Origin of the sequence: Nocardia sp. NPDC051990 (assembly GCF_040680755.1) — a bacterium.
Taxonomy (GTDB): domain Bacteria; phylum Actinomycetota; class Actinomycetes; order Mycobacteriales; family Mycobacteriaceae; genus Nocardia.
This window is the reverse complement of record NZ_JBFAXH010000003.1, coordinates 469,413-484,302: the sequence shown is the minus strand read 5'-3', so window position 1 is coordinate 484,302 and position 14,890 is coordinate 469,413. Positions and strand designations below refer to the sequence as shown.

Annotated in this window: 16 protein-coding genes and 1 tRNA gene; 13 read left to right on the top strand and 4 right to left on the bottom strand. The window is 64.1% G+C overall.

All coding sequences use genetic code 11. From position 1 onward, the window contains the following. The first annotated feature begins 22 nt into the window (after positions 1-22). The 12 genes from AB0L63_RS08620 (at position 23) to AB0L63_RS08565 (ending at position 11,697) form a co-directional block, all read left to right on the top strand. Positions 23-211 carry a ferredoxin gene (locus tag AB0L63_RS08620; RefSeq protein ID WP_364496608.1) on the top strand — a complete coding sequence of 63 codons (189 nt, stop codon included), beginning with the start codon at positions 23-25 and terminating at the stop codon, positions 209-211. A 43-nt stretch (positions 212-254) separates the two neighbouring features. Beyond that, entirely contained in the window at positions 255-1,172 is a 918-nt protein-coding gene (locus AB0L63_RS08615; RefSeq protein ID WP_364496606.1) for a 3-oxoacyl-ACP reductase, read from the top strand. A 333-nt stretch (positions 1,173-1,505) separates the two neighbouring features. After that, positions 1,506-2,270 (top strand): ABC transporter permease, encoded by a 765-nt coding sequence (locus tag AB0L63_RS08610; protein ID WP_364496604.1) that lies wholly within the window; start codon positions 1,506-1,508, stop codon positions 2,268-2,270. Between the two features lie 4 nt (positions 2,271-2,274). Continuing rightward, the gene (locus tag AB0L63_RS08605; RefSeq protein ID WP_364496602.1) at positions 2,275-3,126 is read left to right on the top strand and encodes an ABC transporter permease; all 852 of its coding nucleotides are present in this window, start codon (positions 2,275-2,277) and stop codon (positions 3,124-3,126) included. A 48-nt stretch (positions 3,127-3,174) separates the two neighbouring features. Continuing rightward, on the top strand, positions 3,175-4,353 hold the full coding sequence (locus AB0L63_RS08600) for an MCE family protein (protein WP_364496903.1): 1,179 nt from the start codon (positions 3,175-3,177) through the stop codon (positions 4,351-4,353). Beyond that, on the top strand, positions 4,350-5,378 hold the full coding sequence (locus AB0L63_RS08595; protein ID WP_364496600.1) for an MCE family protein: 1,029 nt from the start codon (positions 4,350-4,352) through the stop codon (positions 5,376-5,378). The genes AB0L63_RS08600 and AB0L63_RS08595 overlap by 4 nt, the downstream gene beginning before the upstream one ends. Next, the gene (locus AB0L63_RS08590; RefSeq protein WP_364496598.1) at positions 5,375-6,439 is read left to right on the top strand and encodes an MCE family protein; all 1,065 of its coding nucleotides are present in this window, start codon (positions 5,375-5,377) and stop codon (positions 6,437-6,439) included. Before AB0L63_RS08595 ends, AB0L63_RS08590 begins: the two co-directional genes overlap by 4 nt. Beyond that, the gene (locus AB0L63_RS08585) at positions 6,436-7,701 is read left to right on the top strand and encodes an MCE family protein (protein WP_364496595.1); all 1,266 of its coding nucleotides are present in this window, start codon (positions 6,436-6,438) and stop codon (positions 7,699-7,701) included. Before AB0L63_RS08590 ends, AB0L63_RS08585 begins: the two co-directional genes overlap by 4 nt. Continuing rightward, positions 7,701-8,948 carry an MCE family protein gene (locus AB0L63_RS08580; protein ID WP_364496592.1) on the top strand — a complete coding sequence of 416 codons (1,248 nt, stop codon included), beginning with the start codon at positions 7,701-7,703 and terminating at the stop codon, positions 8,946-8,948. Before AB0L63_RS08585 ends, AB0L63_RS08580 begins: the two co-directional genes overlap by 1 nt. Beyond that, complete coding sequence (locus AB0L63_RS08575) at positions 8,945-10,372, top strand: MlaD family protein (protein WP_364496589.1); 1,428 nt, start codon at positions 8,945-8,947, stop codon at positions 10,370-10,372. The genes AB0L63_RS08580 and AB0L63_RS08575 overlap by 4 nt, the downstream gene beginning before the upstream one ends. Before the next feature lie 12 nt (positions 10,373-10,384). Further along, positions 10,385-11,212, top strand: coding sequence for a hypothetical protein (locus AB0L63_RS08570; RefSeq protein ID WP_364496586.1), 828 nt, complete (start codon positions 10,385-10,387; stop codon positions 11,210-11,212). Continuing rightward, positions 11,209-11,697 carry a h domain protein gene (locus tag AB0L63_RS08565; protein WP_364496583.1) on the top strand — a complete coding sequence of 163 codons (489 nt, stop codon included), beginning with the start codon at positions 11,209-11,211 and terminating at the stop codon, positions 11,695-11,697. The genes AB0L63_RS08570 and AB0L63_RS08565 overlap by 4 nt, the downstream gene beginning before the upstream one ends. A gap of 342 nt (positions 11,698-12,039) precedes the next feature. Here the strand turns inward: AB0L63_RS08565 and AB0L63_RS08560 are convergent, their stop codons facing one another. The 4 genes from AB0L63_RS08560 to AB0L63_RS08545 all read right to left on the bottom strand — a co-directional run bounded on the left by AB0L63_RS08560 (position 12,040) and on the right by AB0L63_RS08545 (position 14,447). Then, on the bottom strand, positions 12,040-12,726 hold the full coding sequence (locus tag AB0L63_RS08560) for a GNAT family N-acetyltransferase (protein ID WP_364496581.1): 687 nt from the start codon (positions 12,724-12,726) through the stop codon (positions 12,040-12,042). A gap of 316 nt (positions 12,727-13,042) precedes the next feature. After that, positions 13,043-13,114: transfer RNA gene (locus AB0L63_RS08555), tRNA-Thr, on the bottom strand. Positions 13,115-13,241: 127 nt separating this feature from the next. Further along, on the bottom strand, positions 13,242-13,484 hold the full coding sequence (locus tag AB0L63_RS08550; protein WP_011207082.1) for an MbtH family protein: 243 nt from the start codon (positions 13,482-13,484) through the stop codon (positions 13,242-13,244). A 129-nt stretch (positions 13,485-13,613) separates the two neighbouring features. Then, positions 13,614-14,447: an alpha/beta hydrolase gene (locus tag AB0L63_RS08545; RefSeq protein WP_364496578.1), complete on the bottom strand. Its 834-nt coding sequence runs from the start codon at positions 14,445-14,447 to the stop codon at positions 13,614-13,616. A gap of 187 nt (positions 14,448-14,634) precedes the next feature. On the opposite strand from AB0L63_RS08545, the gene AB0L63_RS08540 reads away from it, so the two are divergent. Further along, positions 14,635-14,805, top strand: coding sequence for a hypothetical protein (locus tag AB0L63_RS08540; protein WP_364381710.1), 171 nt, complete (start codon positions 14,635-14,637; stop codon positions 14,803-14,805). The last annotated feature ends 85 nt before the right edge of the window (positions 14,806-14,890 follow it).

The following is a 14,890-nucleotide window of genomic DNA, read 5'->3' as shown; positions in this document are numbered from 1 at the left end:
GAGTCGCGTTTAAGGAGTTCCCATGAAGGTCACGGTCGATCTGGATCAGTGTGAAGCCAATGGAATCTGTGTCGGAATCGCTCCCGACGTGTTTGAACTCGATGACGAGGATGTGCTGCACATCGTGGCGGCCGACGTGCCCGAGGATCGGCTCGCGGATGTCGAGGATGCGGTCGCCCAGTGTCCGAAGGCGGCGCTGAAATTGCGGTGACCCGCGCTTGCCGTCGGTAAGAACACGTTCTAGAGTCGGCCCCGTGAGTGATGTAGACAACACGGATGTGGGCCTTGCGGGGCGGGTGGCCATCGTTACCGGTGGCGGCGCCGGACTGGGGCGGGCCGAGGCGCTGGCCTTGGCCGGGGCGGGCGCGTCGGTGGTGGTCAACGACCTGACGGAATCGGATGCGGTGGCCGAAACCCTCGCCGATATCCGTGCGCTCGGCGCCAAGGCCGAGTTCGTCGCGGGCAGCATCGCGGAGCGTGCGACCGCCGACGCGCTGATCAGTACCGCCGATGAGGCGTTCGGCGGCGTCGACATCGTGGTGAACAATGCGGGCATCACCCGTGACCGAATGCTGTTCAACATGTCCGACGAAGACTTCGACGCGGTGATCGCCGTGCATCTGCGCGGCCATTTCCTGTTGACCCGCAACGCGGGCGCCTACTGGCGGGCCAAGTCCAAGGCCGCTGGCGCGCCGATCTACGGCAGGCTCGTCAATACCTCTTCCGAGGCGGGTCTGCTGGGTCCGGAGGGGCAGGCCAACTATGGCGCGGCCAAGGCCGGTATCACCGCGCTGACGCTGTCCGCCGCGCGGGCGCTGTCCCGATTCGGCGTGCGCGCCAACGCCATTGCGCCGCGGGCGCGCACCGCGATGACCGAGGCGGTCTTCAGCGCGGCGCCGGACGGCGGCGTCGATCCGCTTTCGCCGGATCATGTGGCCCGCTTGGTCGCATATCTCGCGTCGCCCGCCGCCGATGCGGTCAACGGTCAACTGTTCGTGGTGTACGGACCGATGGTCGCCCTGATGGCCGCGCCAGTGGTCGAGCAGCGCTTCGACGCCGCCGATGATCACTGGTCGGTAAATGATCTCGCCGCCACGCTTGGTGGTTACTTCGCGCAGCGGCCGTCGGGGCGTACGTTTTCAGCGTCCTCTTTGACAGATCTCGATAGCTGACACGGTTCGAGGGTCGCTCGGAGCCATTCGGGCTGCTCTGTGATGGCAGGTGCCATCGGATACCAGCTGATCACTTGACCAGTAGTTGTTGATCACTGATGCGGCGCTTGGTAGACATGGGAGTCAACGTGTGTGACACCCCACAAGGGTTAGGTCACCCTCAAATGACACCTGTTACAAATTCATGGGTCGAATTTGAGAAGAATGGCAGTTCAAATGTGCCAAAAAGCTTCCTACAGCAATGTGAACATGTTCTAATCGTTGCGGCGATGTGGCCAAGGCGGGCCATCGTGCGATGTGCGGAATCAGCAGGATGAGCAAGGAGGATCGTGCATGAACGAGGTCCTTGCTGTGCCATTGCGGGCAGTCGGCGGATTCTTCGAACTCGTTGCCGACGTCGCGCGGGCCAGCATTCGACGACCGTTCCAAGGGCGCGAGTTCATTGATCAGGGCTGGTTCATCGCACGCGTTTCGATCATTCCGACGCTGCTGGTGGCGATTCCGTTCACCGTGCTGGTCTGCTTCACGCTCAACATCCTGTTGCGCGAAATCGGCGCCGCCGATCTCAGCGGCGCCGCCGCGGCATTCGGTTCGGTCACCCAGGTCGGGCCGATTGTCACCGTATTGATCGTGGCGGGCGCAGGCGCCACCGCGATCTGCGCGGATCTCGGCGCGCGAACCATTCGCGAAGAGATCGATGCGATGCGCGTGCTCGGCATCGACCCGGTACACCGACTGGTGGTGCCGCGGGTGCTGGCCTCGATGTTCGTGGCATTGCTGTTGAACGGCCTGGTGTGCACCGTCGGCATCATCGGCGGGTTCCTGTTCTCGGTGCTGCTGCAGGATGTGAATCCGGGCGCTTTCGTCAATGGCATCACACTGCTCACCCGTCTGCCCGAGCTGGTCATCTCCGAAGTGAAGGCCGGTTTGTTCGGGCTGATCGCCGGACTGGTCGCCTGTTATCTCGGCCTGAATGTCAAAGGTGGTCCCAAGAGTGTCGGTGATGCGGTGAATCAGACCGTTGTCTTCGCCTTCATGGCCCTTTTCGTGGTGAACGTCGTGGTCACCGCCGTCGGCATCAAGTTCGCGGTGCGGTGAGGCGATGGCATTCGTAATCCAATCCCGCTTCCCGCGTACCGTGCGGCGAGCACGTCGATTTTCGAACTCGCTCGATTCGGTTGGTAAACATGCGGTGTTCTATGGGCAGACAATAGGCTCCGTCCCACGCGCACTGTTGCACTATCGGACCGAGACCATTCGTTTGATCGCCGAAATCAGCATGGGCACAGGCGCTTTGGCGGTGATCGGCGGCACGGTGGTCATCGTCGGATTTCTCACGCTGTTCACCGGCGGCACCATCGCGGTGCAGGGTTACAGTTCGCTCGGCAACATCGGTGTCGAGGCGCTGACGGGCTTCTTCTCGGCATTCATCAATGTGCGCATCGCGGCACCGGTGATCTCCGGAATCGGTTTGGCGGCAACCATCGGCGCGGGTTCGACCGCGCAGCTGGGCGCCATGCGGGTGGCCGAGGAGATCGATGCGCTGGAGTCCATGGCGATCCGGCCGATGCCGTATCTGGTCGGTACCCGGGTGCTCGCGGGCATGATCGCGATCGTGCCGCTGTACGCGCTGGCGGTGATCTGTTCGTTCGTCGCCAGCCGGTTCGCCACCGTGGTCATCTACGGGCAGTCGATGGGTGTCTACGATCACTACTTCTCCACCTTCCTGATCCCGAGTGACATCCTCTGGTCCTTTGCCCAGGCGATCCTCATGGCCTTGGCGGTCATGATGATTCACACCTACTACGGCTACAACGCCGCGGGCGGGCCGGTCGGTGTGGGGATCGCGGTCGGCAATGCGGTGCGGGCCTCACTGGTCGCGGTGGTCACGGTGACCCTGCTGATCTCGCTGGCCATCTACGGCACCTCCGGCAACTTCCATCTCTCCGGGTAAAGCGGTATGGCGCAATCGAAGCAAGCAGAACGCGGCCTGGCAGCAGCCATGCGCGGTGGGCTCGGCCTGAAACTGGCGGGCGCCGCGATGGTGCTCACTCTGGTCGCCATCGCCGCGGTCGCAATGATCATGTTCGCCGGCGGCTTCACCAAAACGGTCACTGTCACGGTCGACGCACCGCGTAGCGGTCTCGTCCTCGACCCGGACGCCAAGGTGAAGATGCGTGGGGTGGAGATCGGCAAGGTTTCGGCGATCGACCAGACCGGTGCGGGTGCGCGGCTGAAGCTCGCGCTGGATCCCGAGCTGCTGAAACTGGTTCCGTCGAATGCGGGCGTCGACATCCGCTCCACCACCGTATTCGGCGCGAAGTACATCAACTTCACCGTGCCGCAGCAGCCCTCGTCGACTTCGCTGAAGCCCGGCGCGACCGTGACCGCCGCCGCGGTGACCGTCGAGTTCAACACCTTGTTCCAGCATCTGTCGGATCTGCTCGGCAAGATCGAGCCGGAGAAACTGAACGCGACGATGACCGCACTCGGCACCGCGCTGCAGGGCCGGGGTCAGAAGCTGGGTGATCTGCTCTCGCGCAGCGATGCGTATTTGAAGGACATCAACCCATATCTGCCAACCCTGCAACAAGACCTGACCAAGACGGCCGATGTCACCGACCTCTACGCCGACACCGTCCCCGACCTCCTGCGCACCGTCGACAACCTCATTACGACGAGCAACACCTTCGTCGACGAGCAGAGCAGTGTGGACGAGGTGCTCGTGAACCTCATCGGCTTGGCCGACACCACCGGTTCGGTGTTGCGGGAGAACGAGAATCAGCTCGCCACCGCGCTGGATCTGTTGCAGCCGACGACCAGTCTGCTATGGGAGTACGCGCCGGCGCTCGGCTGCGTCATCAATGGCATCGGGCCGCTGATGCCGACAGCTGAGGCGATGTTCGGTGGCTTGAAGCCCGGCGTCGGGATGAACACCAACTTCATGTTCGGTGCCAAACCTTATACCTATCCGGATGATCTGCCGAAGGTGAATGCCACCGGCGGCCCGCACTGTGACGGCGTCGTGAACCGCGTGCCCGGCAGCCACGCCGACTATGTCGTCACCGATACCAGTGAGGGCACGGTGTACCAGCCGCACACGGGATCGCCGCAATTCAACGAAGCGCCCAGGGTGTTCCAGCTGTTGTTCGCCGGGCTGCCAGGGGTGGCCAAGCCGTGAAAAACACTGGAACAACAATCAAGTTGGCCATCTTCACCCTGGTGATGACCCTGGTCTTCGCCGGGCTCGCGGTCGTGTTCAGCCAAATGCGTTTCGCGCGGGAGTACGGGTACCACGCAGTGTTCACCAGCTCGTCGGGGATGCTGCCCGGCTCGAAGGTGCGCATCGCCGGTGTGCCTGTCGGCTCGGTCACCTCGGTCAAGGTGGGTAAGGACCGTCTGGCCCACGTCACCTTCGATGTCGACCGCAAGTACCGGTTGCTTTCGAGCACCCGCGCGACGATCAAGTACGAAAACCTGGTTGGCGACCGGTATTTGGAACTGCTCGAAGGGCCCGGCTCGACGAAGGTGCTCCCCGACGGCGGCACTATCGGCAAGGAGCAGACCGCGCCCGCGCTGGACCTGGACATGCTGCTCGGTGGCTTCAAGCCGCTGATCCGTGGCCTCGATCCCGGGCAGGTCAACGATCTGACCAGTGCTTTGCTGCAGATCTTCCAGGGCCAGGGCGGCACGCTGGTGCAACTGCTGAACAGCGGCGGCTCGTTCGCCAAGACCCTCGCCGACCGCGACGAGTTGATCGGCAGCGTGATCAACAATCTGAATACGGTGTTGCAGACCATCGACCAGCGCGGTGACCAGTTCGCCACCACGATCGACGAATTGCAGCGCCTGGTCAGTGGTTTGGCCGCCCAGCGGGACCCGATCGGCGACGCACTGCCCCGAATCGCCGGAGCCACCCGTGATCTCACCGATCTGCTCGGTCAGGCGCGCCCCGACCTGCGTGCCACCATCGAGCAGACCGGGCGGCTCGCCACCAATCTCGACGATGGCTCCGACACCGTGCAGTGGGTGCTCGAACGCCTGCCCGCTACCTACAGGCAGCTGATCCGCATCGGCGCATACGGGTCGTTCCTGCAGCTCTACATCTGCGGCACGAACATGCTCGTAGATGGCCCCGACGGCAAGGTGATGCAGGTCAACCTGCCCGGTGAGCAGACGACCGGAAGGTGTGCGCCGAATAAATGAACGAGAAGCGATCACCAGCCATCACCATCGGTATCGTCGGCATTGTCGTCGGGGTCGCGGTGGCACTGTCGGCACTGCAATTCGACCGGCTGCCGTTCATTCGCGGTGGCGCCACCTTCACCGCGTACTTCGCCGACGCGGGTGGTTTGGTACCCGGCGACCACGTGCAGGTCGCGGGGGTGCGCTCGGGTCGGGTGGAGGATGTCCATCTGGACGGGGCCAAGGTGCTCGTCCGGTTCAGCCTCGACGAGTCGATCGTGTTGGGACAGAAGACCTCTGCGGCGATCAAGACGAACACGGTGCTCGGCCGCAAGTCGCTCGAGGTGACGCCGGAAGGTTCCGGAGCGTTGCGTGCCGATGACACGATTCCGTTGGAACGCACCACCTCTCCGTATTCGCTCAACGACGCGCTCGGCGATCTCGGTCGCACGGTGCAGGGGTTGGATATGGATCAGGTCGACAAGACCCTCGACGCGCTGTCGGCGACCTTCGCCGATACCCCCGCGCCGCTGCGTTCCGCATTGGACAGCGTGACCGCGTTGTCGCGCAGCATCAATGCCCGCGATCAGGCGTTGTCGGAACTGCTGGCCCGTGCGCAGAACGTCACGAAGATCGTCGCCGACCGGAGCAACCAGATCAATGCACTGCTCCTGGACGGCAATGACCTGCTCGGTGAGCTGGATCGGCGTCGTGGCGCGATCGGGCAGCTGATCGTGTACGTGAACGGTGTGTCCCAACAGCTGTCCGGACTCGTCGCCGATAACGAGGCGCAGCTGAAACCGGCACTGGACAAGTTGAATTCGGTGCTCGCGCTGCTGCAGCGCAACAAGCAGAACATCAGCGAGGCACTCGATGGACTCGGACCGTACTCGGCGGCGCTCGGTGAACAGGTCGGCAGCGGTCCCTGGTTCAACGCCTACGTGGTGAACGCGTCGAGCACCGAACTACAGCCGCTCGTGGACGCTCTGGTGTGGCCGCAACATCTCCCGGATGACCTGCGCAATCTCTTCACGAACCCGGGACCGTCGATCGGACCCGCAGTCCAGGAGCCGCCACGATGAACATGCTGACCAATGTTCGGAAGCTGCCGCGCTGGGTGCTGGTTGTCGCGGGAATGCTGGTCGCCGCCCTGGTACTGGCCGGTGTGTACACCGGTATCGCCCGGATCGGGAAGACCACGATCACCGCGTACTTCCCCGCCACAACGGGTTTGTACGTGGGCGACGATGTGCGGGTGCTCGGCGTCAAGGTCGGCCGGATCGATGCGATCGAGCCCGGCCGGGACCGGGTGAAGGTGCGGGTAACCATCGATCGTGGGGTCGACATACCTGCCGACGCACGCGCGGTGATTCTTTCGCCGTCGTTGGTGGCGGCCAGGTTCATTCAGCTCGCACCTGCCTACACTGGTGGACCGAAGCTCCGCGATGGCGCGGAGATCGGGCTCGATCGCACCGCGGTGCCCGTCGAGTGGGATGACATCAAGGCCGAGCTGTCCAAGCTGGCAACGACTCTCGGCCCGGTGGGTAGCGACACGCAGGGGTCGTTCGGGCGCTTCGTCAACACTGCCGCCGATAATTTGGATGGCAACGGTCAGAAGCTGCGTGACACGTTGCGGGAGCTGTCGGCGACCTCGAGCACGCTGTCCGACGGCCGCACCGACCTTTTCGGCACGATCCGGAATCTGCAGAAGTTCGTCGAGGTGCTGTCGTCGAGCAACGAACAGATCGTGCAATTCGGCGGCAGGCTCGCCTCGGTGTCCTCGGTGCTGGCCGGCGTCTCCACGGATCTCGGTGCCGGGCTGGACAATCTGGACTCGGCGCTGGCGGACGTGAAGCGATTCCTGGAGGGCAGCGGCGCCGAGCTCACCGAGGGCGTGCAGCGGCTGGCCGACGTTACGCAGACACTGGTGGACAAGCGGCCGGAACTGGAGCGGGTGCTGCACTCGGGACCGACGGCACTGGTGAACTTCTATCAGATCTACAAGCCCGCGACCGGCACGGTCAACGGTGCGGTGGCACTGAACAACACGGCCGATCCACTCAGCTTCCTGTGCGGATCGATCCGAGCGCTGGAGGACAATGATTCCGCCCGCTCCGCCGATCTGTGTGCCCAGTATCTCGCCCCCGTGATCAGCTCGCTGGCCATGAATTACGCGCCGATCCTGCTGAATCCGGCCTCCAGCGTGACCGCGTTCCCGAACCAGTTGGTGTACAGCCCACCCAGCCTGGCGGAGCGGGCGCCGTCGTCCGCAGCGCCGCAGCAGGCGGTGGTGACCGTGCCGAACGGGCTAGAGGGACTGGCTATTCCGGGAGGAGGACGATGATGCGACCGCGTTCGATGCGCGGGATAGGTGCTCTCGCCGTTGGCATCGCAGTGACGCTCGGCGCATCCGGCTGCCAGTGGGACGGCCTGAATTCGCTGCCGCTGCCGGGCACCGCGGGGACCGGGAAAGGCTCCTACGAAGTACGTATCCAGATGCCGAATGTCACCACGCTGACCAGGAATTCACCGGTTCGCGTCGATGATGTGACGGTCGGGACGGTGACCAAGATCGAGGTGGAGGGCTGGCACGCGCTGGTCACCGTTTCGCTCGATCCCGAGGTGAAGCTCCCAACCAATGCGGTCGCCAAGATCGGTCAGACCAGCTTGCTCGGCAGCAATCACCTCGAGCTGGCCGCGCCGACCGATATCGCGCCGCAGGGGCAACTGCGCGCGGGGGATCTCATTCCGCTGGACCGCGCCGGGGTCTACCCGACCACGGAGCAGGTGCTTTCGTCGCTGTCGGTGGTGCTCAACGGCGGTGGAATCGCCCAGTTGGAGACGATCACCCGCGAGCTCAATTCCGCGTTGCACGGTCGCGAGAACGACATCCGTGATCTGCTGCCGCAACTGGCCGAGCTCACCACCAATCTCGACGCGCAGCGCAACGACATCATCAGGGCCATGAGCGGATTGGATCGCCTCGGTGGCCAACTCGTCCAGCAGCGCGAGGTGCTTGCCACCGCCATCGAGCAGATCCATCCCGCGCTCACCGTGCTCGCCGATCGCACCGCGAACATCACCCATGCGATCACCGCGCTCGGCGAACTGAGCGACGTCACGCAGCGGATCGTCGCCGCGAGCGGTGAGAACCTGAAGTCGAATTTGCGCAGCCTCGCGCCGGTGGTGCAGACGCTCGCCGATACCGGCAACAACCTCATCGAGGCGCTCAAGATCTTGCCCACGTTTCCGTTCCCGATGAAAAACCTCAACAACGCGATCAAAGGCGACTACCTCAACCTGTACATCACCATCGATATGACCGCGAAACGGCTGGACACCAACTGGCTCACCGGGACACCGCTCGGCGGTCGGTTCGGCGGCGTCGAAGGTGTGCTCGGCGGGTTCGCGCCCGCTACGGCCACCCAGAGCGAGGACCCGGCGACCGGGCCGCTGCAATCGCAGCCCGCTCCGGGCCAGCCCATGCCGACGATCCCTGGCCTGCCGACGATCCCAGGGCTGCCCGCCATTCCAGGACTGACCGTGCCATTGCCGGGAGCCACTGCGCCACAAGGGGGTCCGGGACGATGACGCTCACCCGATTCGTCCGCACCCAGCTGTCGATCTTCGCCGTACTCACGGTGATCGGCCTGGTGGTGATGGGCGGTATGTACGTCAAGCTGCCCGCGATGTTCGGCATCGGACGTTACAACGTGATCGTCCAACTCGACGCGACCGGTGGCCTCTACGAGACGGCGAACGTCGCGTATCGCGGCACGAATGTCGGTGTGGTCAAAGAAGTTCGGCTCACCAAGGACGGTGTCGAGGCGAAACTGTCCATCGCGAGCGACTACAAGATTCCGGCCGATGTGAATGCCTTGGTCCGCAGCGTTTCCGCGATCGGTGAGCAGTATGTCGATCTGGTGCCCGTCGAGCAGCCCAAAGGCGGAAATCTGGCTGATGGCTCGGTGATTCCGGTGGAGCGCACCAAGCTGCCACAGGATGTGGGATCGCTGCTCGACCAGACCGACCGGCTGCTGTCCAGCGTCGCCGACACCCGGCTGCGGCAAGTCATCGATGAGGCATTCCGGGCCTTCAATGGTGCGGGCCCGGATCTGCAGCGGTTCATCGATTCGGCGGCCCTGCTGGTGCAGGAGGCGCAGAACAGCGCGGAACCGACCAAGAAGCTGCTGGATCAGATCGGGCCGCTGCTGGACACCCAAACACGGTCCGACGCGGCGATCCGCTCGTGGACAAGCGATCTGGCGACCGTGACCGATCAACTGCGCGCGCACGATCCCGCGCTGCGCAGCGTACTGCGCAACGGTCCCGCCGCGCTGCAGCGGGTCAGCGCGCAGTTCAACGATCTGCGACCCACGCTGCCGATCGTATTGCGCAATCTGGTCAGTGTCGGACAGGTCGGTGTCACGTATCACCCTGGGCTGGAACAACTCCTGGTGGTTCTCCCACCGCTGATCGCGGCACTGGAGACCATCATCCGCGGACCGCTGGAATACGGCGTACTGGTCGACTTCATGACCGTTATCAACGATCCGCCCGCTTGTACCACCGGCTTCCTGCCGCCGGATCAGCGTCGCTCGCCCAGTGAGCTGGACTCCATCGACACTCCGTCCGGCCTGTACTGCAAGGTGCCGCAGGATTCACCCGTCGCGGTGCGCGGCATCCGCAACACCCCGTGTATGGAGGTGCCAGGCGTGCGCGCTCCGACTCCGGAACTGTGCCGCACCGGGTACGTGCCGGAAGGCGACAACCCGGCGTTCGGTCCGCCGCGGCCGGTGGATCCCGCCGGTGCGGCCGTCGCGCCTGCGGCGGTGCCGGTCGCCCCTGCGAGTTACGGTGGCGGCACGCCGGCGGCCGCCAGGTCCTACGACCCCGCTACCGGCGTGTATATCGGCACGGACGGACGCACCTACCGGCAAGGCGATGTCGGGTCGGGCGGATCTGGCACGGTACCGTCGAGCTGGCAGGCAATGCTCGAGGATCAGCAACGATGAGTGAGATCAACGATGAGTGAGATCAACGAAGATACTCACCGCGGCCGGCGACGCGCGGTGCGTTCGGCGGGCCCTCCGGTCGAGGAGACCGGGTCGGCCGCCACGGCCGAGTCCGCGGCTGCGGCAGGCTCGACTCCCGAAGTGGCGAAGGCATTCTCGGCTCGCGTCGCGGCACCGGGCACCAGGACCGGACCCGAAGTCGCGCCTACTGCTGTCACCGCCTCGACGGTATCGGACGCCGAGCCGACGCCTGACGAGGGCAGCCAGGTCTACCTCGGCAAATCGGGAACGCAGACCGCACAGGACGCGGACGAACCGGGTGATTCCGGGCAGGTCGAGAAGCCGAAGGCAGGCCGGGGACGCATCCGCATCCTCGCCGCGGCCGCGTGCGCACTCGTCGCCATCGGCGCGGTGATCGGCGCGGGCTGGTCGGTCATGGCAATGAAGTCGGTCGACGACCGCGATGCCCGCCGCGCCGAGTACACCCAGACCGCACGGCAGGCGATCCTCAATCTCACCACCATCAGGGCCGATTCCGCCAAGGAAGACATCGACCGCATCCTTTCGGTCGCCTCCGGCCAGTTCAAGACCGAATTCGATGGCCGGGTCGACCCGTTCCTCAACATCGTCAAGGAGGCCAAGGTCGTCTCCAACGGCGAGATCGTGGAGGCCGCGGTCGAAAGCGACAGCGAGGACTCGGCGAAGATCCTGGTCGCCGCCAAGCAGACACTGACCAACGCGGGTCAGGCCGAGCCGCAGACGCGGTTCTACCGGTTCCGGGTCACCGTGACCCGCAACGGTTCCGGGCTGTCCGCGTCCAACGTGGAGTTCGTGGGATGAGTGGACTACGAGGCAAGATCCTGCTGCTCGTCACGGCCGCAATCGTGGTCGTCGCGGGAATTGTGGCCGGTATCAACGGATTCCGGTACTGGGACGATCGGCGATCGGAGCAGTCACGCACCGAAGCGGTGGACGCGGCCGACCGCACCGTATCGGCGATGTTCAGCTATGACTACAAGACCGTGGACACCGAGCTACCGAAGGCGGCCGATCGGCTGTCGGCGAGCTTTCGCGATGACTACCTGAAATTGATCAAGCAGGCCATTGCGCCGGGCGCCAAGGAAAAACAGCTCAGCGTCAGGGCGACGACCGAAGCGCGCGGTGTGGTGTCGGCCGATCGCTCGCATGCTGTTGTCCTGATTTTCCTCAACCAGGTCACGACCAGCCAGGAATCGCCTCAGGGCACTTCCACCGGCAGCCGGGTCCGGGTCACCCTGGACAAGAGCGACGACAGCTGGCTGGTTTCCCAGGTCACGCCGATCTGATCCGGTGCACCGAACTGTGTGCGGTGCACGGGTAGCAGTTCACGATGCCATGAGCAGGGCGCGGTCGGCTGCGGTCGGAAACAGCGCGCTGTAGATCCGTATCAATGCGGGGACGTGGATACAGCGCGATCGGCCTGGTGCGGATCGCGCGCACCAGCCATTCCGCCGTGGCCTCTGGAGTGAGGACCGGAACACCACACACCAGGCATGGTGTCCCCCCAATTTGACATCTACGTCAAGGAATTGGACAGCCCGTAGTCGGTCATCAGCTCATCGAGGTCGGACACACAACGCGTCCTGCCACGACGTAAACCCCACCCCGATGGGCTAGCCGACTACAAGTCAGCCTGAGGGCAGATCACGAATCAGCACGTCGAACGTCGGCGCGTCAGGCCAACTCGGCTTGCTGATTCCAACGCGGTTCCATCCCCAGCTCCAATAGGCGCGATACGCGCGCTCGTTATCGGGTTCAACCAATAGTGTCGCCCGCGGCTCTGGACGGCTGCCCAGCAGTTCGTCATGCAGGGCCCGCGCGAAACGGCGGCCGGTGTACTCGGTGCACACCATGATCTCCGACAGCGCGAACGTCCGGACACCATCCTCTTCGGTGAATGCACTGCGGTCGGTAACCGTCTTATCCGGCTGGAAGTTCTTCCACCATGCGGCATTCGGGCTCAGCGTCCAACCCCAGGTTTGGCCGACGGGGTGCCCGTTCGCTTCGGCGATCACCATGGCGAATACGCTGCCACGGGCTGGATCGGTGTAGCTGTCGAACCGGTGCATGAATGCCTCGGGTGAGTCGAACGGATCACCAGAGGCGATCGCGTCGACGTAGGAGCGGCGATAGATGTCCTCAACGACCGGCCGCAGAGCGCGGGCCTTCGCCGCGTCGAGGTGCCGGAACTCGATCCTGTCGGGACCAACGTGTCCATGTCCGCGTGCCTCATGCCCAGGGACTTCGGCATGGTTGACGAACCGCAGCCACGCCGGGCATTCGTGGATCGGTTCGTGCTCGACCGCCTGGTCCACCTCGCGCCATGCTTGGCGTCCACCCCGGCTTCCATGAGCAGCGTGGCGGTGGTGCCGCGCATTGCATGCACGTCGGCCGGTTCGGCGATACCGGCACGCTCCTGGGCGGTTTTCCAGCCGTTACGGTCATCCTCGTCCGACACCGGCTTCAAACCCTTATAGCGGGACTTCTCCCCCCGGGGCGGTCACCCAGACGAGATCTCAGGGGTTCGCTGGGACTGATACGCGCTGATTCAGCCGTCACGGGTTGGATTGCACTGCAACGAGAAAAGGCCCCCGACCTGACTATTAACTAGATCGGAGGCCATTCACTCAGAGCCCCCTGTCAGGATTGAACTGACGACCTTTCGCTTACAAGGCGAGTGCTCTACCACTGAGCTAAGGAGGCGGACGGGGTCTTACTCTACAAAACGGTGCCAATCATAACCGGACACGCCAGCTGCGTGACACCGGCTTTACGGTGCCACGCAGTGACGGTTCAGTACTGAGCCCGGCGCAGTATCGGATACTGCGGGTCAGGACTGGGCGCCCTGACGGGCCGCGTCGTCGGCGGCCATGGCGTCACGCAGGCTCTTCGGACGCATATCGGTCCAGTTCTTCTCGACGTACTCCACGCATGCGGCGCGGCTGTCCTCGCCGAAAACGACTCGCCATCCGGCCGGAACCTCCGCAAAGGCCGGCCACAGCGAATGCTGTTCCTCATCGTTGACCAGAACGAAGAAGCGACCGTCTTCGTCATCGAAGGGGTTGGTGCTCAATTTCACCTCACTGGATACTGGCGCATGTACGGGATAGCCCTTGGCTCATCCAACGCTGTTCGAGCGCCGGAAGCTCCCCGAGCGTTGTTTCGACCCTAGCAAGGCAGACGTTACGCGTTGGCAGTTACCTCAAGCCGCGAAGAAATCGAGCAAGATCTTGTTCACCGCTTCTGGACGCTCGAGATAGCCATAGTGCCCCGCATCAGGAACTTCCAGGTAGCGCGCACCGGGAATGACCTCGGCAACCTCCCTGGACAGATACGGCGGGATCATCCGATCGTCGGCGAATCCGACGGCCAGGCACGGCACCTTGATGCCGCGGTAGGCCTGGACTCGGTCGAAATCGTGGTCCATCCGGCGCTGGGCGCGGATCCCGGGCGTGACCGGACCGCCGGTGAATTCGAACAGGTCGAGCCAGTCGCGGGCGGCGTTCGGATCGGCCATGGTCGCGGGTGACATATTCATCACCGCGGTCACGGCCGCCTCGTACTTCGCGGGCAAGCTGACTCCGCTGGCGTCGAGTTCGTGCTCGCCGAGCGAGAGCGTCTTCTGGAACTGGTCGAGGCGGCCGTGCCCGGCCATGAATACGGCCTTGCGAACCAGCTCCGGACGCGCCAGCGCGAGTTCCTGTGCCACCCGCGCGCCCATCGAGGTGCCGACCACCAGTGCGGGGCCCTCGTCGAGCAGTTCGATGAGTCCGGCGGTATCGCCGACCAGCTGATCGATGGTCATACCGTCGGCCGCTTCATAGGACGGTTTGATGCCCCGATTGTCGAAGGTGCAGACCCGATATCCCGCCTTGACCAGCGCAGGGACCTGATGCAACTCCCAGACCCGGCCCGGACTGCCGGTGCCCATGATCATGACGACAAGCGGACCCGCGCCCTTTGCTTCCGTGCCCTTGGTTCGGTCGCCCTTGACCTGGTAGTTGAGTGAAATTCCGTTCACCGTGGCCAGCGGCATATCGACCCTTTCGTGGAGTTGGTGCTGCGTTCCCACGGTATAGGGCGCCGGTTTCGGCGAACATGCGAAGGGTATGCCGCCGAACGTGTCCGAGGTCACCGGTATCCGGGTGCGGCACACCGTCACGGTGGCCAGATACCATTGACTATTCGCACGTACGAGCGTACTGAGCCGGGAGGACAAGAAGATGGCCGCGAAGAGCAGCGCGAACGATATCGCGGACGACGATTTGGAACCACTCGCCGACGAGACCGCCCGTCAGGCGCAGCGCGTCGTCGCGGCCTACGCGGAGGATGCGGACGAATGCCGGATGCTGCTGTCGATGCTGGGCATCGGACCTAACGCACGGGGCGAGTAGCCACCTCACCTCGACGTCAACGGGGCCGTCGACTATCTCACAACTTCAAACGCCTAACAGCGACGCGCAAAGGATGCGTGAGTGG